At 71.6% G+C, this 25,341-nt stretch carries 25 protein-coding genes; 7 read left to right on the top strand and 18 right to left on the bottom strand.

Translation table 11 applies throughout. From position 1 onward, the window contains the following. Positions 1-87 precede the first annotated feature (87 nt). The 8 genes from ACFVT5_RS23315 to ACFVT5_RS23280 all read right to left on the bottom strand — a co-directional run bounded on the left by ACFVT5_RS23315 (position 88) and on the right by ACFVT5_RS23280 (position 7,465). Positions 88-315, bottom strand: coding sequence for a hypothetical protein (locus tag ACFVT5_RS23315; protein ID WP_389891132.1), 228 nt, complete (start codon positions 313-315; stop codon positions 88-90). A gap of 53 nt (positions 316-368) precedes the next feature. Beyond that, the gene (locus tag ACFVT5_RS23310) at positions 369-1,367 is read right to left on the bottom strand and encodes a zinc-dependent alcohol dehydrogenase family protein (RefSeq protein ID WP_389891130.1); all 999 of its coding nucleotides are present in this window, start codon (positions 1,365-1,367) and stop codon (positions 369-371) included. Beyond that, on the bottom strand, positions 1,364-2,278 hold the full coding sequence (locus ACFVT5_RS23305; RefSeq protein ID WP_389891127.1) for a carbohydrate ABC transporter permease: 915 nt from the start codon (positions 2,276-2,278) through the stop codon (positions 1,364-1,366). The genes ACFVT5_RS23310 and ACFVT5_RS23305 overlap by 4 nt, the downstream gene beginning before the upstream one ends. Further along, positions 2,275-3,222 (bottom strand): carbohydrate ABC transporter permease, encoded by a 948-nt coding sequence (locus ACFVT5_RS23300; RefSeq protein ID WP_389891125.1) that lies wholly within the window; start codon positions 3,220-3,222, stop codon positions 2,275-2,277. Before ACFVT5_RS23300 ends, ACFVT5_RS23305 begins: the two co-directional genes overlap by 4 nt. Further along, a complete protein-coding gene (locus ACFVT5_RS23295) occupies positions 3,219-4,589 on the bottom strand; it encodes an ABC transporter substrate-binding protein (RefSeq protein WP_389891122.1) in 1,371 nt (456 codons plus the stop codon). The genes ACFVT5_RS23300 and ACFVT5_RS23295 overlap by 4 nt, the downstream gene beginning before the upstream one ends. A 151-nt stretch (positions 4,590-4,740) precedes the next feature. Beyond that, complete coding sequence (locus tag ACFVT5_RS23290) at positions 4,741-5,502, bottom strand: DeoR/GlpR family DNA-binding transcription regulator (RefSeq protein WP_389891921.1); 762 nt, start codon at positions 5,500-5,502, stop codon at positions 4,741-4,743. Positions 5,503-5,797: 295 nt separating this feature from the next. Next, positions 5,798-6,727, bottom strand: a complete 930-nt coding sequence (locus ACFVT5_RS23285; protein WP_389891119.1) for a dihydrodipicolinate synthase family protein — start codon at positions 6,725-6,727, stop codon at positions 5,798-5,800. Positions 6,728-6,877: 150 nt separating this feature from the next. Further along, complete coding sequence (locus ACFVT5_RS23280) at positions 6,878-7,465, bottom strand: TIGR03086 family metal-binding protein (protein ID WP_389891117.1); 588 nt, start codon at positions 7,463-7,465, stop codon at positions 6,878-6,880. A 182-nt stretch (positions 7,466-7,647) separates the two neighbouring features. Between ACFVT5_RS23280 and ACFVT5_RS23275 the strand changes: the two genes are divergently transcribed. Next, positions 7,648-8,838: an MFS transporter gene (locus tag ACFVT5_RS23275; RefSeq protein ID WP_389891115.1), complete on the top strand. Its 1,191-nt coding sequence runs from the start codon at positions 7,648-7,650 to the stop codon at positions 8,836-8,838. On the opposite strand, the gene ACFVT5_RS23270 is transcribed toward ACFVT5_RS23275, so the two are convergent. Both ACFVT5_RS23270 and ACFVT5_RS23265 read right to left on the bottom strand, forming a co-directional pair. Next, complete coding sequence (locus tag ACFVT5_RS23270) at positions 8,835-10,010, bottom strand: hypothetical protein (RefSeq protein ID WP_389891112.1); 1,176 nt, start codon at positions 10,008-10,010, stop codon at positions 8,835-8,837. The two genes, ACFVT5_RS23275 and ACFVT5_RS23270, sit on opposite strands and share 4 nt — an antisense overlap. After that, on the bottom strand, positions 10,007-10,939 hold the full coding sequence (locus ACFVT5_RS23265) for a 5-dehydro-4-deoxyglucarate dehydratase (protein WP_389891106.1): 933 nt from the start codon (positions 10,937-10,939) through the stop codon (positions 10,007-10,009). Before ACFVT5_RS23265 ends, ACFVT5_RS23270 begins: the two co-directional genes overlap by 4 nt. A gap of 298 nt (positions 10,940-11,237) precedes the next feature. Here ACFVT5_RS23265 and ACFVT5_RS23260 point away from each other — a divergent pair, with 298 nt between their 5' ends. Continuing rightward, complete coding sequence (locus ACFVT5_RS23260) at positions 11,238-12,110, top strand: NAD-dependent epimerase/dehydratase family protein (RefSeq protein WP_389891103.1); 873 nt, start codon at positions 11,238-11,240, stop codon at positions 12,108-12,110. Positions 12,111-12,140: 30 nt separating this feature from the next. Here the strand turns inward: ACFVT5_RS23260 and ACFVT5_RS23255 are convergent, their stop codons facing one another. The 6 genes from ACFVT5_RS23255 to ACFVT5_RS23230 form a co-directional block, all read right to left on the bottom strand. Further along, on the bottom strand, positions 12,141-13,598 hold the full coding sequence (locus ACFVT5_RS23255) for a peptidoglycan D,D-transpeptidase FtsI family protein (RefSeq protein WP_389891100.1): 1,458 nt from the start codon (positions 13,596-13,598) through the stop codon (positions 12,141-12,143). Between the two features lie 106 nt (positions 13,599-13,704). Continuing rightward, positions 13,705-14,388, bottom strand: a complete 684-nt coding sequence (locus ACFVT5_RS23250) for a response regulator (protein WP_389891097.1) — start codon at positions 14,386-14,388, stop codon at positions 13,705-13,707. Continuing rightward, entirely contained in the window at positions 14,385-15,677 is a 1,293-nt protein-coding gene (locus tag ACFVT5_RS23245) for a sensor histidine kinase (RefSeq protein ID WP_389891094.1), read from the bottom strand. The genes ACFVT5_RS23250 and ACFVT5_RS23245 overlap by 4 nt, the downstream gene beginning before the upstream one ends. Continuing rightward, complete coding sequence (locus ACFVT5_RS23240) at positions 15,674-16,699, bottom strand: hypothetical protein (RefSeq protein ID WP_389891091.1); 1,026 nt, start codon at positions 16,697-16,699, stop codon at positions 15,674-15,676. Before ACFVT5_RS23240 ends, ACFVT5_RS23245 begins: the two co-directional genes overlap by 4 nt. Before the next feature lie 104 nt (positions 16,700-16,803). After that, positions 16,804-17,277, bottom strand: coding sequence for a GNAT family N-acetyltransferase (locus ACFVT5_RS23235; RefSeq protein WP_389891088.1), 474 nt, complete (start codon positions 17,275-17,277; stop codon positions 16,804-16,806). Continuing rightward, a complete protein-coding gene (locus ACFVT5_RS23230) occupies positions 17,277-18,080 on the bottom strand; it encodes an IclR family transcriptional regulator (protein ID WP_389891085.1) in 804 nt (267 codons plus the stop codon). The genes ACFVT5_RS23235 and ACFVT5_RS23230 overlap by 1 nt, the downstream gene beginning before the upstream one ends. A 115-nt stretch (positions 18,081-18,195) precedes the next feature. Here ACFVT5_RS23230 and ACFVT5_RS23225 point away from each other — a divergent pair, with 115 nt between their 5' ends. The 4 genes from ACFVT5_RS23225 (at position 18,196) to ACFVT5_RS23210 (ending at position 22,310) form a co-directional block, all read left to right on the top strand. Next, positions 18,196-19,725 carry an aldehyde dehydrogenase (NADP(+)) gene (locus ACFVT5_RS23225; RefSeq protein ID WP_389891082.1) on the top strand — a complete coding sequence of 510 codons (1,530 nt, stop codon included), beginning with the start codon at positions 18,196-18,198 and terminating at the stop codon, positions 19,723-19,725. Positions 19,726-19,729: 4 nt separating this feature from the next. Further along, positions 19,730-20,344 (top strand): DUF1349 domain-containing protein, encoded by a 615-nt coding sequence (locus ACFVT5_RS23220; RefSeq protein WP_389891079.1) that lies wholly within the window; start codon positions 19,730-19,732, stop codon positions 20,342-20,344. An 82-nt stretch (positions 20,345-20,426) separates the two neighbouring features. Beyond that, entirely contained in the window at positions 20,427-21,176 is a 750-nt protein-coding gene (locus ACFVT5_RS23215) for a DsbA family oxidoreductase (protein ID WP_389891076.1), read from the top strand. Positions 21,177-21,245: 69 nt separating this feature from the next. Next, complete coding sequence (locus tag ACFVT5_RS23210; RefSeq protein WP_389891073.1) at positions 21,246-22,310, top strand: aminotransferase class V-fold PLP-dependent enzyme; 1,065 nt, start codon at positions 21,246-21,248, stop codon at positions 22,308-22,310. 236 nt (positions 22,311-22,546) lie between these two features. Here the strand turns inward: ACFVT5_RS23210 and ACFVT5_RS23205 are convergent, their stop codons facing one another. Then, the gene (locus ACFVT5_RS23205) at positions 22,547-23,068 is read right to left on the bottom strand and encodes a MarR family winged helix-turn-helix transcriptional regulator (protein WP_389891070.1); all 522 of its coding nucleotides are present in this window, start codon (positions 23,066-23,068) and stop codon (positions 22,547-22,549) included. A gap of 213 nt (positions 23,069-23,281) precedes the next feature. On the opposite strand from ACFVT5_RS23205, the gene ACFVT5_RS23200 reads away from it, so the two are divergent. Next, positions 23,282-24,358 (top strand): alkene reductase, encoded by a 1,077-nt coding sequence (locus ACFVT5_RS23200; protein ID WP_389891067.1) that lies wholly within the window; start codon positions 23,282-23,284, stop codon positions 24,356-24,358. Between the two features lie 78 nt (positions 24,359-24,436). Here ACFVT5_RS23200 and thpD read toward each other — a convergent pair whose 3' ends face one another. Then, positions 24,437-25,339, bottom strand: a complete 903-nt coding sequence (gene thpD, locus ACFVT5_RS23195; RefSeq protein ID WP_389891064.1) for an ectoine hydroxylase — start codon at positions 25,337-25,339, stop codon at positions 24,437-24,439. Positions 25,340-25,341 lie beyond the last annotated feature (2 nt).

Genomic DNA, 25,341 nt, shown 5'->3' with positions numbered 1-25,341 from the left:
GCGACGGCGGGCGGATGCCCCGTGCGGCGGCCGGGCCGGAGTCGGCGGGTGGACATCGGGCCCGGCCCGGCATCGGCCGGCCGCCGGCTACGGTCGGTGGCGGTTTCTCTGGTGCTGCCGGGCCGCTCGCTCGTTCCCGTGCTTGTACGCGCCCGTCCACCGCGCCATCACCAACTGGGCGTCACCTGACTCCACCTCGGACAGGAACCGGTCCGCCCGCGCACCGCGCAGGGTGCCGGCCGGGCGGCCGTGGTGGGTGATGACCACGGTGCCGTCGGCATGGCGCGCGTAAGTGAATCCATGAGGTCGGGGCACGGTCGGATGCTAGGCACCCGACCGCGCCCCGGGCCACCGGATTACGCAGCGGATCAACTCGCCTGCGGCAGTACCACGATCTTGCGTCCCGTGCCCGACGCGAACTGGTCGAGTGCCTGCGGGTAGCGCCCCAGAGGCAGTCGGTCGCTGATGAAGACCTCCGGGTCGAGGACACCGTTCGCGAAGAGTTCCGCGGCCCGCTCGAAGCTGTGCAGCACCGCCATCGAGCCGGTGATGGTGATCTCCTGGTTGTAGATCTTGTACGGGTCGATCGAGACGCGGGTCGCGTAGTCCGCCACGCCGAACTGGAGGAAGGTGCCCGCCTTCGCGACCCGGTCCAAACCGTCCTGGATCGCCGCCGCGTTGCCCGTGGCGTCCACCACCACGTCCCAGCCCTGCGGCCGGTCCAGCTCGTCGGCGTTCGCCGCGGACCCCGAGACCCCCAGCTGCCGCGCGGTCGCGAGCCGCGCCGGGTTGAGGTCGACGACGTCCACACGCGCGGCGCCGGTCCGCTTGGCCAGCTCCAGCATCATCAGGCCCATCGTGCCGGAGCCGTAGATCAGCACATGGGCGCCGAGCCGGGACTGGAGCACGTCGTAGCCGCGTACCGCGCAGGACAGCGGCTCGATCAGGGCCGCGTCCTCGGTACGGATGTGCTCGGGCAGCTTCACACAGTTGGCGACGGGCGCGAGGGCGTACTGCGCGGCGCCGCCCGCCGTGGTGACCCCGATCGCGGCCCACCGTTCGCACAGGTTGTTGTGGCCGCTGCGGCAGAACCGGCACTCGTAGCAGTACAGCGACGGGTCGACGGCGACCTGGTCGCCGACCGCCACTTCCGTGACGTCCCGGCCGATGCCCACCACCTCGCCCGCGAACTCGTGCCCCGGGACGACCGGCAGCGTGGGCGCGAACTCGCCCTGGAGGATGTGCAGATCGGTGCCGCAGAGGCCGCACGCGGCGACCTCGACGACAACCTCGCGGGGCCCTGGCGTCGGGTCCGGTACCTCGGCGACCACCGCGGTGCCGACGGACTCGATGACGGCGGCCTTCATTTGACGGCTCCCAGCGACAGGCCCTGGACCAGTTTGTCCTGGGCGGCGAACCCCGCGGCGAGTACCGGCAGGGAGATGATGAGCGACGCGGCGCACACCTTCGCCAGGAACAGGCCCTGGCTGGTGATGAAGCTGGTCAGGAACACGGGTGCCGTCTCGGCGACGACGCCGGTGAGCACCCGGGCGAAGAGGAGTTCGTTCCAGCTGAAGATGAAGCAGATCAACGCGGTCGCCGCGATGCCGGGCGCCGCGATCGGGGCCACCACGCGGGCGAGAATGGTCGGCAGCCGGGCGCCGTCGATCTGCGCGGCCTCGATGATGGCGACCGGCACCTCGGCGAGGAACGACTGCATCATCCACACCGCGATCGGCAGGTTCATCGAGGTGTAGAGGATGACCAGGAGCCAGATGTTGTCGAGCATCCCGGCGTTCTTCGCGAACAGATAGATCGGCAGCAGGCCCGCGACGACGGGCAGCATCTTCGTCGACAGGAAGAAGAACAGGACGTCCGTCCACTTGCGGACCGGCCGGATCGACAGCGCGTACGCGGCCGGCAGCGCGAGCAGCAGCACGCACAGCGTCGAGACGCCCGACGCGACCAGGGAGTTGGTGAGCGCCGGCCAGGGGGTCGCGCCACCGCCGGAGCCGAAGAACTCGCGGTAGCCGTCGAGGGTCAGGGACGCCGCGACCGAGGGCGGGTTGGTCGCCGCGTCCTGTTCGGAGTGGAAGGACGTGAGCGCCATCCACGCGATCGGCAGGAAGAACAGCAGCGCGGCCACCCAGGCGGTCACCCCGAGCAGGGCGCCCTTGCGGCGGCGCGGGGGAGTGCCCCGTACGGCCGTGGTCGAGTGGGCGGCGGAAGCGCCGGACAGGCCCGAAGCGGCAGCGGCACCGGAGACAGTGGTACTCATGCGCGGGACGCCTCCTCGCGGAACAGGGACGACACGACCCGCAGGGCGAACGTCGCGATGATGATGGAACCGATGACGACGAGGACACCGGCGGCGGACGCCAGCCCGTTCTCGTGTGCCTGGTAGAAGCTCTGGTAGACGGTGTACGGAAGGTTCGCGGTGCCGAGGCCGCCGGAGGTGATGGTGAACACGGCGTCGAAGTTCTGCACGATGTACACCGAGCCGAGCAGGGCGCCCAGTTCCAGATAGCGGCGCAGATGCGGCAGCGTGAGATGGCGGAACACCTGCCAGCCGTTCGCGCCGTCCACCTTCGCCGCCTCCATCTGCTCCGGGTCACGGCTCTGCAGCCCGGCGAGGAGGATCAGCATCATGAAGGGCGTCCACTGCCATATGAGCGACGCCTCGATCGCCAGCAGCGGGGTGTTCGACACCCAGTCGGGCTGGGTTGCCCCGTCGCCGCCGATCCAGTGCAACAGGCCGTTGAACAGGCCGTACTCGGGGTTGTAGAGCACGTGCTTCCACAGCAGCGCGGCGGCCACCGGGACCAGCAGGAACGGTGCGATCAGCAGGGTGCGGGCCAGCCCGCGGCCCCGGAACTTCCGGTCCAGGAGCAGGGCGAGCAGCAGCCCCAGGACCAGGCTGACCAGAACGACGGTGACCGTGAGCAGCACCGTCGTCCACACCGAGCGGCGCAGATCGGGCTCGGTCAGGACCTCGCTGTAGTTGGCGAAGCCGGCGAAACTGCGGGCGTCGGGGTAGAGGGCGTTCCAGTCGAAGAAGGAGATCACCAGGGTCGCCACGAACGGCAGTTGCGTGACGACGATCATGAAGATCAGCGCGGGCAGCAATGGCGCCCGGGTCACCCACGCGCGCATACGGCCCGAGGGCTGCTTCACCACGCGCGCGGGGCGCGCGCTCACTGGGTTGGTCGTGGTGGCGGTCATCGTCCCTTGTACTCCTCGGAGATCTGCTCGGCGAGCTGCTGGGACTTGCTCAGGGCCTCGTCGACGGACTGGCGTCCGGCGATGGCCGCGCTGATCTCCTGCGAGACCTTGGTACCGAGATCCGTGAATTCCGGGATGCCGACGAACTGGATGCCGGGCGCGGGCCTCGGCTGGACCCCCGGGTTCTCGGGCTGCGCGCCGGCGATGGCGTCCCGGGTGACCTCCGCGAACGTGGCGGCCTCCGCGCGGTACGCGGGGATGTCGTAGGTCGAGGCGCGCTTGCCCGCCGGGACGTTCGACCAGCCGATCTGATCGCCGACCAGCTGCTCGTACTCCTTGCTGGACGCCCAGGAGATGAACTTCCACGCGTTGTCGGGGTTCCGGGACGCCTGCTGGATGCCCCAGGCCCAGGTGTAGAGCCAGCCGGAACTCTTGGTCTCCTGGACCGGCGCCGGCGCGTAGCCCATCTTGCCCTTCACCGGGGAGTCCTTGGACTCCAGGGAACCGGCGGCGGACGTGGCGTCGTACCACATGGCGGTCTTGCCCTGGGTGACGTTGTTGAGGCACTCCGCGAACCCGGACTGGGCGGCGCCCGCCTCGCCGTGCTCCCGCACGAGGTTCACATAGAAATTGGTCGCCTTCTTGAACTCCGGGGAGTCCAGATGGGCCTTCCAGTCCTTGTCGAACCAGGTGCCCCCGAAGGTGTTCACGACGGTCGTCAGCGGCGCCATCACCTCGCCCCAGCCGGGCAGGCCGCGCAGACAGATGCCCCGCATGCCCTTCTCGGCGCCGTCCACCTTCGCCGCGATGTCCGCGACCTCCTGCCAGGTCGGCTGCGCGGGCATCGTCAGGCCCTTCTTGGCGAGCACGTCCTTGCGGTACATCAGGAACGACGACTCGCCGTAGAACGGCTGCCCGTAGAGCTTGCCGTCGTTCCCGGTGAGGGACTGCCGCATGGACGGCAGTACGTCCTGCTCGTCGTAGGCGGGGTCCTCGCGGACGTAGTCGTCCATGTCGTGCAGCCAGCCGTTCCTGGCGTAGATCGGGATCTCGTAGTTGCTCAGGGTCGCGACGTCGTACTGCCCGGCCTGGTTGGCGAAGTCCTGGCTGATCTTGTCGCGGACGTCGTTCTCGGGGAGGACGGTGAAGTTCACCCTGATGCCGGTCTCCTTGGTGAAGTGCGCGGCGGTGAGCTTCCGAAGCTCCATCATCTGCGGGTTGTTGACCATCAGGACGTTGACGGAGTCGCCGCCGGAACCGGTCCCGCCGGCCCCGGTCCAGCAGCCGGTGAGCAGCGGGGCGAGCAGCGTCCCCGCGGCGACCGCGGCGAGCGAAGCGCGCGGCCTCCGTCGGCTTAGGGTGCGCATGGAGTGCTCCTGATCGGTTCGGTTGGGAATATAACGGGATGTGCTGATGTGTGTGGGGGGTAAAAGGGTGTGCGGGGGTGCGGACGGTCCCGGGCCCGTGGGGGAGGTCCGGGGAGCGGTGGGGTGTGGTGCGCGCGCTGCGCGGGGCGGCTCAGACGCGGATGACCTGGGGTCCCTGGAGGGAGTAGCGGTGGGCCTCGGACGCGGGCAGTTGACCGCTCGTCACGATCGCCTCCAACTCACTGATCCGCGCGAACCGGCAGAAGCTCACGGCACCGAACTTGGTGTGCACACCGGCGAAGACCGTGCGCCGTGACGCCCGCATCGCCTGCGCCTTCACCTCACTGACGGCCGGGTCCGGAGTGGTCAGACCGTGCTCACGGGAGATGCCGTTGGCGCCGATGTACGCCAGATCGATGACGAAACCGGACAGCATCCGGGTCGTCCAGTGGTCGACGGTCGCGAGCGTGCCGGACCGTACCCGGCCGCCGAGCAGCAGCACGGTGGTGTTGTCGGCCTCCGCGAGTGCCCCGGCGGTCGCCAGGGACGCGGTGACCACGGTCAGCTGCCGGTCCCTGGGCAGCGCCTCGGCGATGAGCTGAGGGGTGAAGCCCTCGTCGACGAAGACCGTCTCGGCGTCACCGAGCAGTTCGGCGGCGGCGAGCGCGATCCGCCGCTTCTCGGGGACGTGCATGGTGGTGCGGAAGGCGAGGGTCGTCTCGAAGCCGGCGCTCTCCACGGGATACGCGCCGCCATGGGTGCGGCGCACCAGACCGTGGTCCTCCAGGGCCCGCAGATCGCGGCGTACGGTCTCCTTGGCAACGCCCAGTTCGTTCGCGAGCGTGGCCACGTCGACGGATCCGGCGCTGCGTGCCGCGCGGACGATCTCCCGCTGTCGTTCCTCGGCGCTCATGGCCGTCACCCGCCCTCCGTGGTCCCTCGTCGTCGCCTCGCTACCTGCGTGCCCGTTCGGGCCCGGCGATGACCGTGCTGACCCGATGGGGAAGTTCTACAGCGGGTGTGCGGCACTGGCCAGGTCTGTTACGGGCCCGATGCTGCCCGTATGTGCCCGCTTACCGGGAGCGGCTGCCCGTCGCGGACCTGCGCGGGGGCGTACGGCGGCGTACGAACGGGCACGGAGAATGCCCGAACAGCCCGGCGGGCGGGCCCGTTCGGTGCCCGCCCGCCGTTGACGCGTCCCCGAAACCCTAGGCCGGGAACAGTTCGGGCAGCAGCCGGTGGGCGTCGGCGCGGGCCGGGTCCACCGCGTCGGCGGGTGCCGACGACGCCGGCCAGCGCAGTGTCACGCCGATGTCCGCCCAGCCGCCGACGGTGGCCAGGAACTTGTCCAGGGCCGGGTTGGACAGGCCGCGGGACTGGAGCGGCGCGATGTGCCGGGCGAAGAACTCACCGATGCGCCGCTCCACGTCTGCGGCGGTGGCCGGGTCGGTCGTCATCAGCCGGTACCAGGCGACCGCGCCGCGGGGCGACATGGCCGCGATGTTGGAGTAGCTGCCGTGCGCGCCACGGGCGAGGCCGGACGCCAGCAGATGGCCGGGCACGAAGATCGACAGCCGGGGAACGGCGTCCGTCATGGCCGCGTACCAGGCGTCGTCACCGCCGGCCATCTTGACGCCGACGAGAGGGGGGACGTCGGCGGCGAGCCGTGCGAGGAGCGACGGCGACACCTGGGTCTTGGCGTGCGGCGGGTTGTAGAGCACCAGCGGCACGTCCCCCGCGGTCTCGGCCGCACCGGTCAGGAAGCGCACGACCTCGTCGTCGTTCAGCGGGACCCAGTCCGGCAGGATCACCTGGACGGCACCCGGTCGCAGCGCGGCAGCGCGCCGGATGCGGCCGAGCGCCACCGGCGTCGCCGGATGCGAGGCACCGATCTGGTACGGCAGTCCCGCCGCCTCGCACCGCTGTGCCAACAGGGCGCTCACCCGGTCGAATTCGGCCTCGTCGACGGCGTGGAACTCGCCCGCGGTGCCATGGGCGTAGATGCCGTCGACTCCGCTGGTCAGCAGCGCGTCGAGCTGGCTCGCCAACCGGTCCCAGCCGATGTCGCCCCGGCCTTCGACGGGCAGCAGCAGCGTGCCCCACACTCCCGTGATCTCGTCCGCCGCCAATGGCTTCATGAATGCTCCCTCCGCACGGGGACCGCACGCACGGTCTCCCGCATCGCGTACCGGCCCTCATACCTACGTCACGGCGAGGAGTTGTTCCACCGGGTAGATCGCGCAATGCGTGAGGAACACGCGAACGTCCCTTGTCCCAAGGGGCAGTTGTCAGAAGTCGGGGCTCCACTTCGGGTCCCGGCCGCTCAGGCCGATCGTCCGGTCGAGCAGCGGCGCGTCCTCCGGTACGGGCACGGGAGGGCCGAACAGCCCCTCGACGGGCGGCTCTTCGGCGGTCGGCGCCAGGAAGGCGAGGGCGGCCTCCAGGGAAGCGGTGTCCGGCGCGTACTCCTGGCCGGTCGCGCGGGCGATGTCCCAGCCGTGCACGACGAGTTCGTTCAGCGCGACGAGTCCGGCGACCTGGCCGGGCAGCGGAACACCACCGGCGCGGGTCTCGCCGGTCCACGCGCGCGGGTCGCCCCAGGCGTCGGCCAGCTCCTCCAGCAGCTTGGGCAGCTCGGCGCGCCAGTCCGGTCCGATGTCCGGCAGGGCGCTGGTGGGGGCGGTGTCCGTCGTCGGGCCCAGGTCCTTGCGGGCGGCGTCCCGGAAGGCGGTGCTGAGCCCGACGAGATGCCCGAGGAGATGGCGTACCGCGTAGGCGGGGCACGGGGTGGGGTCGTCGAGCCGGTCGTCGGTGATCCGCTCGGCGACCCGGGCGATCAGCCGGGTCTGGGGTCCGAAGTCGACGGTGTCGGTCATAGGGGGCTCCTCAGCGGCGGGTGGGTCTGGTGCGGCCTCTGAAGGGTGGACCGGCGGGGCGCCCGGAACTCATCGCGACACCCGGAACTCATCCCGACGCCGCCCGACCTGTCCCGAGTTCCCCGGAAGTAGGGCATCCGCCCGATGTCCGCGCGGGGGCCTCAGGGCAACGATCACTGTCCATGACATGGACGGTGAGCAGGGTCCTGCGGGACCGCAACGCGGGGCTGTATCTCGGCGGGGTCGTGGTGTCGGGGTTCGGCAGTTCGGCGATGTGGCTGGTGGCCGGAATCTGGGTGAAGAGCCTCACCGGCTCCAACAGCCTGGCCGCGCTCTGCACCTTCGCCCTCTGGGCGCCCACCCTGGCCGGCCCCCTCCTGGGCACCTTCGCGGACCGCACACGCCGCCGGCCGCTGCTGGTGGGCACGAACCTCGGCCTCGGACTGCTGCTCCTGTCGCTGTTCGCGGTGGACTCGGCGGACCGGCTGTGGATCCTGTTCGCGGTCCTGGTGGTGTACGGCGCGGTCGGCGTGGTGCACGACGCGGCCGAGTCGGCGCTGGTGGCGTCGGCGGTCGACAAGGACCTGCTCGGTGATTTCAACGGGCTGCGGATGACCGCGGGCGAGGGCATGAAACTCGTCGCACCGCTGGCGGGCGCGGGCCTCTTCACCGCGTACGGAGGCGCCCGCGTCGCACTCCTGGACGCCGTGACCTTCGTGCTCGCGGCAGGTCTCTACGCGCTGTTGCGGGTCCGCGAGGAGCCGCCGGTACGGGAGACGGCCGGCTGGTGGGAGCGCACGGCGGACGGGGCGCGGGACCTGTGGGCGGACCGGCGCGTGCGTCCCCTGGTCCTGGCGGGCGGCGCGACGATGCTGCTCGCGGGCCTCAACGGCGCGCTGATCTTCGCCGTGGTCGATGAAGGACTCGGCAGGTCACCCGGTTTCGTGGGGGTCCTCTACGCGGTCCAGGGCGCCGGTTCGGTCGCGGTGGGCCTGGTCGCGGGGCCGCTGCTGCGCGGCCTCGGCGAGCGCCGTTTCGCCGCCGCGGGGATCGCCCTGTTCGCGGTCGCGGTGGCGGCGCGCGCCCTGCCGTACGACGCGGTGGCCCTGGCGGCGAGCGCGGCCGTGGGCCTGGGGTTGCCGTGCGTCCTGATCGCGGCCCTGACGACGATCCAGCGGGAGACCCCGGACCGCCGTCTGGGCAGAGCGACGGCCACCGCGAACACTCTGATGTTCACGCCGAACGCCCTGGCCCTGGCCCTGGGCGCGGGCCTCACGGCCGTGGTCCCGCACACGGTCCTGCTCCTGCTGACCGGAGCGTGCGGCGTCCTGACGGCGATATGCCTGACGCGGGCCGCCACCCGGAGCGGCTAGGGCGCCAGCCCCTCCCGCACCAGGTCCAGGTCCGCGTCCGACGCCAACCCCGCGTGGTAGAGGCGGAGTTCGGTGGCGCCGTGGTCCGCCGCGCGGGCCGCGTCGTCGGCCAGGGTCGCCGGGCTGCCGCCCATGGCCGAGACGACCGTGAGATTGGCCGCGAGGACCGCGCTCCCTCCGGCGTCCGCGAAGGGCGCTAGGAGCGAGGTGCCGCCGGCGCAGGGGACGACCACGCCGTCCGCGACGGACAGGATGTGCGCTGGGTCGACCCCGGCGTTCGCACCGCAGTGGTACGACACCGGGTCGGCGTGCAGCAGCACCTGGAAGTCGTGGGGCGCGGCGGCGCGTACCGCCGACACGGCCTCCTCCTGGAGGCCGCGCGCCGTGGCGTCGCGCCACGCACGCGTGGCCGCCGCCCGCTCGGCGCCGAGCAGTTTCTCGACGGCCGCCCAGCCGCCGTCGGACTGCTCCGTACCGCGCCACACGGGCTTCAGGGCCCGCCGTACCGTGTCGGCGAGGCCGTCCGGGTCGAGGCCCGACGCGATGTATCCGGCCCGGCAGTCGGGGCAGAAGCAGAGCGACATGAGGTACTGGCCCGCGTCGCCGAGCGGGACGCCCGCGATCTTGTCGTGGGCGTGCAGATGGGCGAGCCCGTACCAGCCGAGGGACTCCAGTTCGGTGCCGGACGCGCCCGGCCGTACGGCGGCCTCGGCGGCCAGCGCGACGAGGTACGCGCGCGTGGCGGGCTGCGCGATGCAGGGCGCCCACGGGTAGCGGTCGCCGTAGGCGTTGACGACGGAGGTGTCCGGACGCTCGGCGCCCAGGCGGGAGTTGTGGGCGAGGACGACCCAGGTGTGGACCTCCAGACCGGCGTCCCTCAGCGCGGCGGACGCCTCGCCGTGCGCGTCTCCGGGCGCCCAGGCCCCGGCCGCGTACGGACGCAGCGGACGCCCCTCGCCGTTGCCGTCGCGGGTGGCCAGGGCCGAGGGATACAGCAGCGCGGCGTGCTCGGCGGTGACGATCCGGTGGCGCGGGTGGCGGGGGGTGAGCGCGCGCGTGGAGTGGTAGGCGGCGGCGAGGGTCACCGAGCGGACCCCGAGACCGGCGACGCGCGCGGCGGCCTCCGGATCGCCGACGACGTCCCAGGGGTAGAGGAACGCGGACGTCTTCACGCGTCGTCCCCGAGGAGCGCGTAGCCGTGCTCGATCAGCGCGGCGAGCTGCTTGACGTGCTCCTCGGCGGGCTCGTGCAGCGGTGGGCGCACCGGTCCGACGTCGAGCCCGCGCAGCCGTACGCCGGCCTTGACCAAGGAGACGGCGTACCCGCGGCCCTGGTCGCGCAGGTCGACCAGCGGCCGATAGAAGCCGTCGAGCAGCCGGTTCACGGTCGGGTCGTCGCCGGTGTTCAGCGCCCGGTGGAAGGCGAGGGCGACCTCGGGCGCGAAGCAGAAGACGGCCGAGGAGTACAGGGTGACACCGATGCCGCGGTAGGCGAGGCCGGTGAGTTCGGCGGTGGGCAGTCCGTTGAAGTAGAGGAAGTCGCCGGGTGCTTCGGCGCGTACGGCGCTGATGACGCGCTGCATCAGGCCGAGGTCGCCGAGGCCGTCCTTGAAGCCGATGACGCCTTCGGTGCGGGCGAGTCCGACGACGGTCTCAGGGGTGAAAACAGCGTTGTCCCGCTGGTAGACGATGAGGTCGAGCGAGGTCGCGGCGGCGAGTTCGGCGTAGTGCCGCAGCAACCCCTCCTGGCCGGCGACGACGAGGTACGGGGGCATCGCGAGCAGCCCGTCGGCGCCCGCTTCCTCGGCGAGGCGCGCGTACCGCACGGCGAGCGCGGTGCCGTATCCGGCGCCCGCGACCACCGGTACCCGTCCCGCGGCCTCCTCGACGGCGGCGCCCACGCAGGCGCGGAACTCCTCGGGGGTCAGGGCGTGGAACTCGCCGGTGCCGCAGCACGCGAAGACGGCTCCGGCGCCCGCCTCGATCCCGCGCCGCACATGGGCGCGGTAGACGTCGAGATCGACGGACCCGTCGGGACCGTACGCGGTGACGGGAAAGAACAGCAGTCCGTCGAGTCGAGCGGCGAGAGGGGCTGACGTCACGGGCTCTCCCTAAGCGTGCGGGCGAACCAGGAGACGTGCACGACACCCTCGTGCACGTTTCTGATCCACGTCTATATTTCTGAACGCGTCTACGCTAAGACGCCCACATAGGGGTGGTCAAGCGCACCACCACGCAACACCGGGGCGGATTGGCGGACTCGGGCGGGACACTTGACGCGGCCGGGCGGCGATCCTTAGCGTGTCCATGGATGTGAATCCTGTACATGAATACAGCCGTACTCTCGCACACGAATTACAGCCGTACCCGCCGTCCGGGGCGGCGGTCTGGAGACTGCGTATGCCCGGTACGCCCGGTACCCCCGCGCCTCGAACCCCCGCGACCCGAACCCCCGCACCCCGCACCGTCCTGCTCACCGGCGCCGCCGGCGGGCTCGGCACCCTGATGCGGGGGCTGCTGCCCGCGTACGGCTACGACCTGCGGCTGTTCGACATGGTCCCGATCGAGGGCGAGCCGGACGCGATCACGGCCGACCTCGCGGACACCGGCGCGCTGCGCGAGGCCGTGCGGGGCGTGGACGCGGTCATCCACCTCGCGGGCATCTCCCTGGAGTCCACCTTCGACAAGATCCTCCAGGCCAACATCCGGGGTACCTACCACCTGTACGAGGCCGCGCGCGAGGAAGGCGTCCGGCGGATCGTCTTCGCCTCGTCCAACCACGTCGTGGGCTACACACCCCGACCCCAGGGCGAGCCTCCCTTCGGACCCGACCGGCTGATCCCGATCGACACCCCGCGCACCCCCGACACCTTCTACGGCCTGTCGAAGGCGTTCGGCGAGGACCTCGCCCAGCTCTACTGGGACAAGCACGGCCTGGAGACGGTGTCCGTCCGCATCGGCTCCTGCTTCGAGGAGCCCGTCAGCGTCCGGATGCTCTCCGTGTGGATGAGCCCCGAGGACGGCGCCCGGCTCTTCCACGCCGCGCTGACCGCCGAGAACGTCGGCCACACCGTCGTCTACGGCTCCTCGGCCAACACCCGGCTGTGGTGGGACCTCTCCACGGCCCGCGCACTCGGCTACGCACCTCGGGACGACTCGGAACGGTTCGCCGCGAAGCTCATCGCCGAACAGGGCGACCTCGACCCCGACAACCCCGACCACGCCCACCTGGGCGGCCACTTCGTGACCGACCCGCCGCTCTGGCCCCACTAAGGCGCGCTTCGGCTCGGCGTGGTGGAGCACTCAGTTCTTGAGCGCCGCCTGCATCATCGCCCTTGCGATCGGGGCCGCAAGGCCATTGCCGCTGACCTCCGAGCGGGCCGCGTCCGATTGCTCGACCATGACCGCGACGGCGACCTGCTTACCGGTGCTCTTGTCCGTCGCGTACGACGTGAACCAGGCGTACGGCGTCTTGCTGTTGTTCTCGCCGTGCTGCGCCGTGCCCGTCTTGCCGCCCACCGTCGCGCCGGATATCCGGGCGTTGGTGCCCGTGCCCTGCTCGACCACCGTCACCATCGCGGACTGCAACTCCCGCGCGGTGGACGCGCTGACGATCCGCTGCGAGCCGGCGTCGTCATAGCTCTTGAGCACGGTTCCGTCCGCGTCCGTCACCTGCGACACCATGTGCGGCGACACCAGCACACCGTCGTTCTCGATGGCCGCCGACACCATCGCCATTTCGAGCGGGGTCGCCGTCACATCGAACTGTCCGATCCCCGACAGACCCGTCTGCGCCCTGTCCATGCCCGAGGGATAGACGCTCGCGTACGCGCGCACCGGCACGTCCCGCTGCGTCTCGTTGAAGCCGAACTTCTCCGCCATCGCCTTCACCTTGTCCTGGCCGAGGTCCACGGCGAGCTTGGCGAACACGTTGTTGCAGGAGTACTGGAGGGCGACCCGCAGCGACGCGTTCTCACAGGGCGCCGACTTGTTCTCGTTCTCCAGGTCCGTGATCGTGCCGGGCAGCTGGTACGGATTCGGGCTGTCCGTCTTCTGGTCCACGGAGGAGTACCGCCCGTCCTCCAGGGCCGCGGCGGCGACGACCAGCTTGAACGTCGAACCGGGCGGCAGCGGCTGCCGGATCGCGCGGTTCACCAGCGGCTTGTCCGCGTCCTTGCCGAGCTTCTGCCACTCCGCGGCGTCCGACGAGCCGGACCCGGCGATCTTCGACGGGTCGTACGACGGCGTCGACACCATGCCGAGGATCTTGCCCGTCACCGGGTCCATCGCGACGGCCGCGCCTTTGTTGCCGCCTAGCGCCTCATAGCCCGCTTTCTGGACGGCCGGGTCGATCGTCGTGACGACGTCCCCGGGGTCGGCGCGCTTGTTGGTGAGCGTGTCGACCGGCGTACGCAGCTGGAGATCGGTGCCGTCGAGCACGCTCTGATAGATCCCCTCCAACTGATTCGCGCCGTAGACCTGCGAGCTGTAGCCCGTCACCGCGGCATACAGCGCGCCGTCCGTGTACGTGCGCTTGTACGCCAGGTCACCGCCCGACGTGCGGGCGGAACCCGTGATCGCGTTTCCGCCCACGATGATGTCCCCGAGCGGGTAGGCGTACTGGTCGATCGCCTTGCGCCGGTTGTTCTTGTTGTCCGCGAGGGCCTGCCCGTCGTAGAACTGCACCCAGGTCGCCCGCACCAGCAGGGCGAACACCAGGAGCAGCGTGAAGAGGGCGGCGCGCCTGATCGTCTTGTTCATACGTAGAGAAGGACGACGCCGGTGGGGCGGGAGTTCCCCGATGGCACGACTGTGCGGGATTCCTCAGGAACTCTTCATCCGGGACTGCGTTCGTCCCGGGACCGCTTCATCCGGAACCGCCTGATCCGGGACCGCTTCCGATCAGCCCCGCCTCGTACGCGGCGATCACCGCCTGGGTCCGGTCCCGCGCGCCCGTCTTCGCCAGGACCGACGCCACATGCGTCTTGACGGTCGCCGGGCCCACGCCCATCCGGTGCGCGATCTCCGCGTTGGTCAGCCCCCGCGCCATCTGCCGCAGCACCTCGTCCTCGCGCGCGGTGAGCCGGGCCACCCACGCGGGCGGGTCCTGCCGCCGGGCCGCGTACCGGCCCGCGAGCGTGCGGACGGCGGCCGGGAACAGCAGGCTGTCGCTGCGCGCGACCAGCCGGACAGCCTGCACCAGCGCGTCCGCCTCGGTCCGCTTGAGCAGGAAGCCCGACGCACCCGCGCGCAGGGCCTCGTACACATACGCGTCGTTCTCGAAGGTCGTCACGACCACGATCCGCGGCGGATCGGCGAGGGTCCGCAGGATGTGTTCGGTGGCGCGGATCCCGTCGATCTCCGGCATCCGGACATCCATCAGGACGACATCGGGCCGCAGTTCCCGGGCCACGGCGACCGCCTCCGCGCCGCTCGCCGCCTCACCCACCACGGTGAGGTCGTCCTCGGCGTCGAGGATGACCCGCAGCGCGGTGCGCACCATGCGCTCGTCGTCGGCGACGACCACGCGTACGACAGGGGCGGCCGTCATACGGGTCCCTCCAGGGGCTCCGGGTCCGGGGTCGCCAGGGGCAGGCGTGCGCGCAGGAGCCAGCCGTCCTCGGTGGGCCCTGCCGACGCGGTGCCGCCGAGCAGCCGGGCCCGGTCGGTGACACCGCGCAGACCGTGACCGCCGCCCGGCCGGAGTGCCGGGGACCCGGTGGGCGGCAGGGGATTGGCCGCCGTGATCTCCAGCGCCCCGTCCGCGACGGTGATCCGCAGCGTGACGCGGGCGCCGGTGCCCGCGTACCGCAGCGCGTTGCCGAGGGCTTCCTGCACGATCCGGTACGCCTCGCGGGCGACCGGCGGCGGCAGCGCGTCGAGGGTGGTGGGGCCGGGGTCCACGGCGGCGTCGACGTGCAGCCCGCCGGCCCGGGTCCGGCGCAGCAGTCCGTCGAGATCGGCGGCGAGGGTCGGTGCGGGCCCGGTCGGCGTGCCCGTGTCGCCGTCCCGCAACACACCGAGCACGGTGTCGAGTTCACCGACCGTGCGCCGCGTGGTGTCCTCGATCGCGGCGAGCGCCGCACGGACGAACTCCGGGTCGCTGTCGAGCACCCGGCGGGCCGCGCTCGCCTGAAGGGTCACGGCGCTGAGGGCGTGGCCGACGGAGTCGTGGAGTTCGCGGGCGAGCCGGTTGCGTACGGCGAGATCGGCGGCGCGCCGCTCGGCCGCCGCGAGCCGGTCGGCGGGCGTCGGCCCGAGCAGCGCCGGCGCCCAGCGCGCGAGAAGCCCGGCCGCGAGGGCCGCGCATCCGGCGAGCGCCAGGAGCATCGCGCCGCCCACGACCGGTGCGAGGGCGAGGGCCCCGTCGTGGGCCAGGAACTCCGGCCGGAACCGGGTGTCGTCGTGCCACGCCGGGATCAGCGGCAGCACGATCAGGACGACCGCGAACGGCGGTGCGGCGAGGGTCATTCCGCTGATCACGGCGCCGACCCCCAGATGCAGCGCGAACCACGCGGCCGTACGCCCCTTCGCGCCCTTCGACCGCGCGGGCCCGTCGGCGAGGGCGCCGCCGTCGACGCCGCACAGCGCGCGGACGGCGGCCACCGACAGGGGACGGGTCAACGGGAACAACGCTGTCAGCGCGGCGAGTGGAAGCCCGACCGCGAGCGAGGACAGTTGCAGCGGCAGCGACGAGAACACGTCGTCCACGCCGGTCAGCGGACCGACGACGACGGCGCCGACGAGGACGTACGGCATCGCGAGCGCGCCGCCCAGGACGAGATGGATCCAGCAGCGGCGGGCGCGGCGCCCGAACAGGGCGGCGCCGAACGCCCTCATGGGGCCGGGGTGGTGGCGCGCTCCGCGAGGAAGTACGTGCCCACGCTCGCCACGAGGATGCCGACGATCATCTGCACAGAGTAGGTGAGGTTCATCAGCTCGGTGGGGCGCCGGGCGATGTCGTCCAAGCCGGGGAGCGTCGCGATCGCCAGCCAGCCGCCCCAGCAGGCCGTCGCACCGGAACCCGCCCAGGCGAGCGCGAGCGGCACCTTCACGGGTAGAGCGCGCGGGCCCTGGCGGAACGCGAGCAGCCAGCCGCCGGCGACGGCCGCGGCGAGGAACAGCGCGTCGGTGGTCTCCAGGACGTGGAAGTCGCTGGTGCGGTCGGCGATCCGGGCCGCGGGGAGTCCCGCGGTCGCGCCACTGGCCCACAGCACGTGCATGGTGGCGGGCAGCAGCGCGAGGACGGCCGCCGCGACAGCCGTCGCGCGCTGGGCGGCCACCACCCGGCCGACCGGCAGCTCATGGATCCGGCCCTGCCACAGACGGCCCCAGCGGTCGCGCGCGTACAGCATGAACAGGGTTCCCAGGGCGAGTCCCTGGACGATGAAACCGGTGTACACGACTCCGAACACCCACTCGTGGAGGAAGGGTTCGCTGCCGGTGTCCGTGGGCCTGTTCACCGTGCCGCCGGCCGCCCTGACCAGCAGTTGCAGCGGATACCCGGTCATGATCGGCGTCAGTAGTCCGGTCGCGACCCACATCGGGAACACCAGGAGCCAGGCGGGCACCCGCAGGCCCCACGGGCGGGTGAGCAGCACCGCGAGGACCACGACGACGGCGTCCAGCAGCACGCTGACGCCGTTGGCGACGGCCATCGTCCCCTCGTGCTCCAGGAGCGAGCTGCCGTCCGGGATCCCGACATGGCTGCCCGCGACCCAGGCGACCTTGAGGGTGATGTACGGCAGGCACGCCGTGACGGCGACGGCGCGCAGCGCGCGGCGCGCCCGGCTGGTCGGCGGTGTGGTCGGAGGGGCGGTCGGGTCGGCGGGGCCGGTGACGGGGGTGGTGGTCTGCGACATGCGGCCACGGTCCCGCGCGGGGGAGCCCCCGCACGTCCTGCCCACCGACGATCCGCCTCCGCCGCACGGGGGAGACGGCCGTCCCCTTCCCTCAACCGCTCAGCTCACCCCGTCAGGGTCAGCACCAGCTCGTCGATCTCCTCGCCCCGCGCCTGAGCGAACCCCCGCGTCCGCTCCGTGACCCGGAACCCGCACTTCTCCAGGACCCGCAGGGAGCCCGCGTTGTCCGCCGCCGCGCGCGCGTACAGCGGGCGTACGGGTTCCTCGGCGAGCAGCGCGCGCAGCGCGGCCGTCGCCACCCCTCGGCCCCAGTAGGCGCGGTCGATCCAGTACGTCACCTCGCGCTTCTCCGGCGGCCCGTACACCGCGGCGCTGCCGATGACGTCGCCGTCGGCGAGTACGGCGCGCGCGCGGATCTCGTCCGCCGCGCGGATGCGTGCCCAGTGGGCGTCGAAGGCCGCGTGGTCGGTGGGGTCCTTCGCGGTGAACGCGGCGACATGGTTCGACTCGGGGTCGACCATCTGCCGGAAGAACACCGGCAGATCGCTGTCGTGGACCTTGCGCAGGGCGATGTCCATCAGAGCCTCCTGGTGGCGAGGGTCAGCCGGTCCCGTGCGTCGAACAGGGCGTCCTTGACCATCTGTTCGTGCGCGGGCGTCAGCCGGGCCACCGGCACCGAGCAGCTGATGGCGTCGCGCGCGGGTGTGCGGTAGGGGATCGCGACACCGAAGCAGCGCAGCCCGAGGGTGTTCTCCTCGCGGTCCACCGCGAAGCCCTGCTCGCGGACCTGGCGCAGCTCGTCGATGAGCGCCTCGCGGTCCGTGATGGTGTGCTCGGTCAGCGCGGGCAGCGTCTCCGGGAGCAGCTTGCGGACCTGCTCGTCGGTGTGGGTCGCGAGGAGCGCCTTGCCGAGCGAGGTGGAGTGCGCGGGCAACCGGCGTCCCACGCGCGTGAAGGGCCGCAGATAGTGCTGGGACTGCCGGGTCGCGAGATACACGACGTTCGTCCCGTCGAGACGGGCCAGGTGGATGGTCTCCGTGGTGTCGTCGGACAGCCGGTCCAGGGTCGGCCGGGCCGCCGCCACCACCTCGTCGCCGTCGATGTACGAGGTGCCCACCAGCAGGGCCCGCACCCCGATGCCGTACCGCGTGCCCGTCGCGTCCGTCTCCACCCAGCCCAGCTCGACCAGGGTGCGCAGCAGCATGTAGAGGCTCGACTTGGGATAGCCGACGGCTTCCTGCACGGCGGCCAGGGAGTGCATTCCGGGGCGGCCCGCGAAGTATTCGAGCAGCTCGACGGTCCGCACCGCGGACTTGACCTGCGCACCGCCGCCGTCCGGCAGGGCCGCACGCTTGGGGGTATCCCCGTCACCAGCCGACATCGCCCTTGACCCCTTCGTTCGCCGCGAAATACGCTCGCGGCAGGTTCATCATCAGAGACAGTGTTCAGCATACCGAACAGCCCTGGTGAGTGGCATACATCTGGAGGAATCCGCGGTGGCAGCAGCACCAGTCTGGAGTGTCGACCCCCGAACCGGGAAGCGGCGGGAACAGGTTGCCGTGGAGGCCACGGCCGCCGACGTGGACGCGGCCGTCCGTGCCGCGCACACCGCGCGCGCGGCCCTCACCGACCGCACGGTACGCGCCGCGTTCCTGCGGACCGCCGCCGGCCTCCTGGACGAGGCCAAAGACCGGCTCGTCGGGACCGCCGACGCCGAGAGCGCCCTCGGCCCGGTCCGGCTCACCGGCGAACTGGCCCGTACCACCTACCAGTTGCGGGCCTTCGCGGACATCGTCGACGAGGGCGCCTTCCTCGGCGTCGTCATCGACCACCCGGACCCGGCCGCGACCCCGCCGGTGCCGGATCTGCGCCGCTACAAGGTCCCCCTGGGCGTCGTCGCCGTGTACTCCGCGTCGAACTTTCCCTTCGCGTTCTCCGTCGCGGGCGGGGACACCGCCAGCGCGCTCGCCGCGGGCTGCCCGGTCGTCGTCAAGGCCCACCCCGACCACCCGGCGCTCTCCGCGCAGGTCGCCGATGTGCTGCGCCGGGCCGCCGCCGAGCACGGCATCCCCGAGGGCGTCGTCGGCCTGGTGCACGGCTTCGAGGCCGGCGTCGAACTGATCAAGCACCCGCTGATCGCCGCGGCCGGCTTCACCGGTTCGGTACGCGGCGGGCGCGCCCTCTTCGACGCCGCCGCCGCGCGTCCCGTACCGATCCCCTTCCACGGCGAGCTGGGCTCCCTCAACCCGGTCCTCGTCACCGAGGCCGCCGCCGCCGAACGCGGCGAGGAGATCGGCGCCGGGCTCGCGGGCTCGATGACCCTGGGCGTCGGCCAGTTCTGCGTCAAGCCCGGTCTGGTCCTCGCCCCTTCGGGCGAGGGCGGCGACCGGCTGGTGAAATCCCTCACGGAGGCCGTCGGCGCCGCCGCCGCCGGGGTCCTCCTCGACCACCGGATGCGGGACAACTTCGTCGCCGGGGTCGCCGAGCGCGCCGCGCTGCCCGACGTCCAGGCCCCCGTCACACCCGGCGCGGACGGCGACCACGGCGTCGGCGCGGGCTTCCTGACCGTGCCCGCGCACCGCCTCGCCGCCTCCGGCGCCCATGACCTGCTCCTGGAGGAGTGCTTCGGGCCCGTCACCGTGGTCGCCCGGTACGCGGACGAGCAGGAGGCCACCGCCGTCCTGTCCCGGCTCCCCGGCAATCTCACCGCCACCGTGCAGCTCTCCACCGACGAGGCCGCGGGGGACGGGCGGGGCGCCGAGATCCTCGCCGAGCTGACCCCGCTCGCCGGCCGTGTCCTGGTCAACGGCTGGCCCACCGGTGTCGCCGTCGCCCCCGCCCAGCACCACGGCGGCCCCTACCCGGCGACCACCTCCACCTCGACGTCGGTCGGCGGCACCGCCATCGAGCGCTGGCTGCGGCCCGTCGTCTACCAGACCACGCCGGAAGCCCTCCTTCCGCCCGAGCTGCGGGACGACAACCCGCTGAATCTGCCCCGCAGGATCGACGGCCGCCTGGAACACTGACGGGATGGACGAACTGGTGCTCCCCGAGCTTCCTTTCCCGCTGCGCCCCTACGGCCCCGACGGCAACTGGTCGTACGAGGACGGGGTGCTCACCGGCTGGGCCGGCGCCCGGCAGGACCGGTTCGTGCCGCCCACCGGTGAGGGCCTGGAGCCGGTGTCGGACGCGCCCCGGCTGCTTGGGGCGCCCCCGGAGGGCGCCTTCCAGCTGATCGCCAAGGTCACGGTCGGTTTCGCGGGTGTCTTCGACGCGGGGGTCCTATACGTCCATGTCGGGGAGCGTGAGTGGGCGAAGCTCTGCCTGGAGCGCTCCCCGGACCTGCCGACCATCTGCTCGGTGGTCACCCGGGGGCACTCCGACGACGCCAACTCCTTCGTCGTGGAGGGCAGCACCGTATGGCTCCGGGTGAGCCGCACGGGCGGTGCCTTCGCGTTCCACGCGTCGACGGACGGCTCGTACTGGACCTTCGTACGGATCTTCTCGCTCGGCACGCCCGACGAGGCGGCGCACGCCCTGGTCGGCTTCCTCGCGCAGTCGCCGGTGGGGGAGGGGTGCGTGGTGACGTTCGAGAGCGTCGAGTACCGGGACTCCTGGCCGAAGGCGCTGCGGGACGGCAGCTGAGACCGGCCCCCGGGGAATGGTGACGGGTCCACTTCTGTTGACGGGGCCAGGTACACCTAATTTCCGGGGAGAGATGTTCGTGATGCGTGTCGAGATCTGGAGCGATATCGCCTGCCCCTGGTGCTATGTGGGAAAGGCGCGGTTCGAGAAGGCTCTCGCGGCGTTTCCGCACCGGGACCAGGTCGAGGTCGTGCACCGCTCCTTCGAGCTGGACCCGCACCGGGCCAAGGACGACGTCGCCGAGGTGCTCCCGATGCTGGCCAAGAAGTACGGCATGAGCGAGACGCAGGCGCGGGAGGCCGAGCAGCGGCTCGGCGAGAACGCGGCGGCCGAGGGACTCGCGTACCGCACCGAGGGCCGGGACCACGGCAACACCTTCGACATGCACCGGCTGCTGCACCTCGCCAAGGAGTACGGCCGTCAGGACGAGCTGATCGGACTGCTCTACCGCGCGAACTTCGCCGAAGAGCGCTCCGTCTTCGGTGACGACGAGCGCCTGATCGCACTCGCCGAGGAGGCGGGGCTCGACGCCGACGCCGCCCGCGCGGTGCTCGCGGACCCCCAGCGGTACGCCGACGAGGTACGGACCGATGAGCGCGAGGCGGCCGAACTGGGCGCGAACGGCGTGCCGTTCTTCGTTCTCGACCGCAAGTACGGCGTCTCCGGCGCCCAGCCGACCGACCTCTTCGCGCAGGCCCTGGAGCAGGCGTGGGGCGCCCGCGCACCGCTGACCACGCTCACGGCGGCGGGCGACTCCGACGGCGGCGCTGAGGCTTGCGGGCCCGACGGCTGTGCCGTACCGCAGAACGCGCAGGTCAGCGACCACGCATAAGCGTTTCTTGGAGAAACCCGTCAGAAATTCGCAATGGACCCGTAAACCCGGGGGCGGCACAGTGGGCTCATGGAGCCTCTCGCAGACACCCTGGTCCGCACCGAGTTCACGCCCGGCACCACCTATCTGAACACCGCCAGTACCGGCCTCCTGCCCGCCCGCGCGGTGACCGCCATGCGGCAGGCCGTGGAGTCGGTGGCGCGGGGCGCCCCGGCCGACATGTTCGCGGACGTCGAGGCGTCCCGCGCGTCCTTCGCCCGGCTGATGGGCGTACCGGCGGGACGTGTGGCGGCCGGTGCGTCCGTGGCCGTCTACACCGGGCTGATCGCGGCCTCGCTGCCGCCGGGTGCCGAGGTCCTCACGGCCGAGCAGGACTTCAGCTCGGTCGTGACACCGTTCCATGTCCGTCAGGACCTCAAGGTCCGGGCGGTCCCGCTGGAGCGGATCGCGGACGAGGTGCGGCCCGGCACCGCGCTGGTCGCGGTGAGCGCCGCCCAGTCGGCCGATGGGCGGCTCGTGGATCTGCCCGCGCTCCGCGAGGCCGCCCGCACTCATGGTGCCCGTACCTATATCGACATGTCGCAGGCCGCGGGCTGGCTGCCCATGGACGTGGCGGCCGACGGCTGGGACTACGTGTCGGCCGTCGCCTTCAAGTGGCTGGTCTGCCCGCGCGGTGTCGCGTTCCTGACCGTCCCGGAGGACCTGGGTGGTCTGTCGCCGGTGTTCGCGGGCTGGGTCGCGGGCGAGGAACCCTGGGAAAGCTGCTACGGACCCGTCCAGGAACTGGCCCACTCGGCCCGCCGCTTCGACGAGAGCCCGAGCCTGTTCTCGTACGCGGGTGCCCGCCACTCCCTGGCCCTCCTTGAAGAAGTCGGCGTGGCGGCGATCGGCACGCACGATCTGTCCCTGGCGGCCCGCTTCCGCACCGGCCTGACCCACCTGGGCCACACCCCCGTACCGGCCCCCGGCTCCCCCATCGTCTCGGTACCGAACCTGGGCACCCACCAGCCGGACTTGAGCCGCGCGGGAGTGGAGGTGTCCAACCGAGCGGGAAATCTACGGGCGGCCTTCCACCTCTACAACACGGAAGAGGACGTGGACCGCCTGCTGAACGCACTGACACCAGCGAGCTAGTCGCCCCACAGGACCTCGCGGGTCCATACCGGCGCGACAGGCGCCCTGAAGCGGCGCGGGGAACCGCGCACCCGGCCACGGCGGGCTCGTGGCCGAACAGCCGGTCTGTGGGCGGGTTTTCATGCCGGGTGCTCTGCAAGGGCCGGGTGCGGCACGCGCCCTGAAAGGGGCGCGGGGAACTGCGCAACCCGGCCACGACGGACCCGCACCCATCGACGGCGCTGAGGGGCGGAGCCCTAGCCGTGCCCCGCCCCGGAACAGTCCGCCGCCTCAGAACAGAGATTCGCCTCGACCTTCCCGAGCAACCGCACCAACTCCCCCCGCTCGGCGGGCTCCAGCCCGGCCAACGTGACCCGCTCAAGGTCGCGCCAAGCGTCCCGCACCTGACTCAGCAGCGCACAACTCTCCTCCGTCGCCTCGACAAGCACCGCCCGCCCGTCCCCGGGATCGGGCCTGCGCCGCACATGCCCGGCCTGCTCCAACCGCTGAAGCATCTTCGTGACCGTCGACGGATCAAGATCACACGCCTTGATCAGCTCCGCCTGCCGCACCGGCCCCTTGTCCCACAGGTGCATCATCACGAACTCCTGTCCCGGATAGAGCCCGGCGCCGCGCAACCGTCTGCCCGCCGCGATCCGGTGCAGCCGCGCGACCCGTGACAGGGCATGGCTGACGGGACCACCCTCGGCCGCGCTCGGCGGCTCGGGACAGTCGGGGTCGGACGAGATGGCCGGGGACTGACCGGACGGTGCCTTCATCGGACGCTCCTGGGGGACCTGTACGGCGATGGACGGGACGGAGGTGGAAGGGACGGCGGTGGAAGGGACTTGGGAGGGACACAGATACCAGCAGACCGGCACCGATGGACCCGTGGGGTATACCCGGAGATTACCTTGGTCGGCCAAGTAATGCGCTACAGTGACTCCCGGCTCAACTACTTGGCCGACCAATCTTTATGTTCCGGGAGCATCATGACCACCGCGTTCGACCCGATCGACCTGTCCGGTGTCCAGCTCGCCAACCGCATCGCCATGGCGCCGATGACCCGCAGCCGGGCCGGCGCGGGCGCGGCCCCCACCGATCTCACGGTGGAGTACTACGGGCAGCGGGCCTCCGCGGGCCTGATCATCAGCGAGGGCATCCAGCCGTCCCCGGTCGGCCAGGGCTACCCGAGCACCCCGGGTCTGCACAGCGCCGAGCAGGTGACCGGCTGGCGCAAGGTGACGGACGCGGTGCACGCGGCCGGCGGCCGGATCTTCGCCCAGCTCATGCACGCGGGCCGCATCGGCCACCCCGTACTGCTGCCGGACGACCTGGTGAACGTGGGCGCGTCGGCCGTGCCTGCCCGGGGCCAGGTCTTCACGCCCGACGGGCCCAAGGATTTCGTGACACCCAGGGAGCTGACCGGCACCGAAGTGCGGGCCACCGTAGGGGACTTCGCGGCGGCGGCGCGTAACGCAGTGGACGCCGGTTTCGACGGCGTCGAGGTGCACGGCGCCAACGGCTATCTCGTCCACCAGTTCCTCGCGCCCAACTCCAATGTCCGCGAGGACGAGTGGGGCGGTGGCGTCGAGGGCCGTATCCGCTTCGCCGTCGAGGTGACCCGGGCGATAGTCGCCGAGATCGGCGCGGCCAGGACCGCGATCCGGCTCTCCCCGGGCAATGACTTCAACGGCATCGACGAGCCGGACCCCGAGCCCACTTACACCGCCCTGGTGAAGGAGCTGGAGCCGCTCGGGCTCGCCTATCTGCACCTGTTCGAAGCCGCTCCCGAGACCCGGGAACTCACCCTCGCACTGCGCAAGCAGTTCACCGGTGCCCTGGTGCTCAACCCGGCCACGGCACCGGACGTCACCGACCACGACGCGCTCGCGCTCATCGAGGACGGCACCGCCGACATCGTCTCGTTCGGCGCCCTGTTCCTCGCCAACCCCGACCTGCCCGCCCGCCTCAGGACCGGCGGCCCCTACAACACGCCCGACCGTGCCACCTTCTACGGCGGCGACGCCCAGGGCTACACCGACTACCCGGCCCTGCAAAAGGTCTGACGTACCGTCACACCAGAGCGAACGGCCGGGGGCCCGGTGCCGCACACGAAGCGGCACCGGGCCCCCGGCCGTTCCCTGTCACCGTACGGGCGTGAAGTCCCGTGCCCCGATGAACTCCGGGCGTCGCACGGGCGCCGAGAACGGTTCGACCGCCTCGTTCTCCACGCTGTTGAACACGATGAACACATTGCTGCGCGGATACGGGGTGATGTTGTCCCCCGACCCGTGCATGCAGTTGCAGTCGAACCAGGTCGCCGAACCCGCCGCGCCCGTGAACAGCCGGATGCCGTGCCGGTCCGCGAACCCGGTCAGCGCCTCGTTCGACGGCGTGCCCGCGTCCTGCATCTGGAGCGACCGCTTGTAGTTGTCCTGGGGCGTCGCGCCAGAGCAGCCCAGGAACGTCCGGTGCGAACCCGGCATGATCATGAGTCCGCCGTTGGTGGCGAAGTTCTCGGTCAGCGCGATCGACACCGACACCGTCCGCATCCGCGGCAGCCCGTCCTCCGCGTGCCAGGTCTCGAAGTCCGAGTGCCAGTAGAAACCGGAGGCGCCGAAACCGGGCTTCACATTGATCCGGGACTGGTGCACGTACACGTCCGAGCCGAGGATCTGCCGGGCTCTGCCGACCACCCGCTCGTCCCGCACCAGCCGCGCGAAGACCTCGCTGATCCGGTGCACCTCGAAGACGGAGCGGATCTCCCGCGAGGTCGGCTCCACGATCGAGCGCTCGTCGGCGCGGACCGCCGGATCGGCGATCAGGCGCTCCAACTCGTCGTGGTAGACGGCGACTTCATCGGGACCGATCAACTGCTCGACGGACAGGAACCCGTCCCGCTCGTACCCCTCCAGATCACCGGAAGCGATCGGGCCCGGCGTGTCCGGCGCGCCCCAGAACACGGGATCCTGACGCGGTACGGACACCTCGGTGGCGCCCCGGCTGGGATACAGGTCGGTGGTCGCTTCGGTCGTGGTCGTCGTCATCG

The organism is Streptomyces sp. NPDC058001, assembly GCF_042886315.1.
Classification (GTDB): domain Bacteria; phylum Actinomycetota; class Actinomycetes; order Streptomycetales; family Streptomycetaceae; genus Streptomyces.
The sequence above is the reverse complement of the archived record's forward strand: the minus strand, read 5'-3'. Positions and strand labels throughout refer to the sequence as shown.

Bases quoted from the DNA above. Each gene is read 5' to 3' on its own strand.
- ACFVT5_RS23260 (WP_389891103.1), top strand. From the start codon at position 11,238: ATGCCCGGTACGCCCGGTACCCCCGCGCCTCGAACCCCCGCGACCCGA.
- ACFVT5_RS23290 (WP_389891921.1), bottom strand. From the start codon at position 5,502: ATGAGCGCCGAGGAACGACAGCGGGAGATCGTCCGCGCGGCACGCAGC.
- ACFVT5_RS23250 (WP_389891097.1), bottom strand. From the start codon at position 14,388: ATGACGGCCGCCCCTGTCGTACGCGTGGTCGTCGCCGACGACGAGCGC.
- ACFVT5_RS23285 (WP_389891119.1), bottom strand. From the start codon at position 6,727: ATGAAGCCATTGGCGGCGGACGAGATCACGGGAGTGTGGGGCACGCTG.
- ACFVT5_RS23240 (WP_389891091.1), bottom strand. From the start codon at position 16,699: ATGTCGCAGACCACCACCCCCGTCACCGGCCCCGCCGACCCGACCGCC.
- ACFVT5_RS23310 (WP_389891130.1), bottom strand. From the start codon at position 1,367: ATGAAGGCCGCCGTCATCGAGTCCGTCGGCACCGCGGTGGTCGCCGAG.
- ACFVT5_RS23255 (WP_389891100.1), bottom strand. From the start codon at position 13,598: ATGAACAAGACGATCAGGCGCGCCGCCCTCTTCACGCTGCTCCTGGTG.
- ACFVT5_RS23230 (WP_389891085.1), bottom strand. From the start codon at position 18,080: ATGTCGGCTGGTGACGGGGATACCCCCAAGCGTGCGGCCCTGCCGGAC.
- ACFVT5_RS23210 (WP_389891073.1), top strand. From the start codon at position 21,246: ATGGAGCCTCTCGCAGACACCCTGGTCCGCACCGAGTTCACGCCCGGC.
- ACFVT5_RS23205 (WP_389891070.1), bottom strand. From the start codon at position 23,068: ATGAAGGCACCGTCCGGTCAGTCCCCGGCCATCTCGTCCGACCCCGAC.
- ACFVT5_RS23215 (WP_389891076.1), top strand. From the start codon at position 20,427: ATGCGTGTCGAGATCTGGAGCGATATCGCCTGCCCCTGGTGCTATGTG.
- ACFVT5_RS23295 (WP_389891122.1), bottom strand. From the start codon at position 4,589: ATGCGCACCCTAAGCCGACGGAGGCCGCGCGCTTCGCTCGCCGCGGTC.
- ACFVT5_RS23220 (WP_389891079.1), top strand. From the start codon at position 19,730: ATGGACGAACTGGTGCTCCCCGAGCTTCCTTTCCCGCTGCGCCCCTAC.
- ACFVT5_RS23305 (WP_389891127.1), bottom strand. From the start codon at position 2,278: ATGAGTACCACTGTCTCCGGTGCCGCTGCCGCTTCGGGCCTGTCCGGC.
- ACFVT5_RS23300 (WP_389891125.1), bottom strand. From the start codon at position 3,222: ATGACCGCCACCACGACCAACCCAGTGAGCGCGCGCCCCGCGCGCGTG.
- ACFVT5_RS23275 (WP_389891115.1), top strand. From the start codon at position 7,648: ATGACATGGACGGTGAGCAGGGTCCTGCGGGACCGCAACGCGGGGCTG.
- thpD (WP_389891064.1), bottom strand. From the start codon at position 25,339: ATGACGACGACCACGACCGAAGCGACCACCGACCTGTATCCCAGCCGG.
- ACFVT5_RS23235 (WP_389891088.1), bottom strand. From the start codon at position 17,277: ATGGACATCGCCCTGCGCAAGGTCCACGACAGCGATCTGCCGGTGTTC.
- ACFVT5_RS23245 (WP_389891094.1), bottom strand. From the start codon at position 15,677: ATGAGGGCGTTCGGCGCCGCCCTGTTCGGGCGCCGCGCCCGCCGCTGC.
- ACFVT5_RS23200 (WP_389891067.1), top strand. From the start codon at position 23,282: ATGACCACCGCGTTCGACCCGATCGACCTGTCCGGTGTCCAGCTCGCC.
- ACFVT5_RS23280 (WP_389891117.1), bottom strand. From the start codon at position 7,465: ATGACCGACACCGTCGACTTCGGACCCCAGACCCGGCTGATCGCCCGG.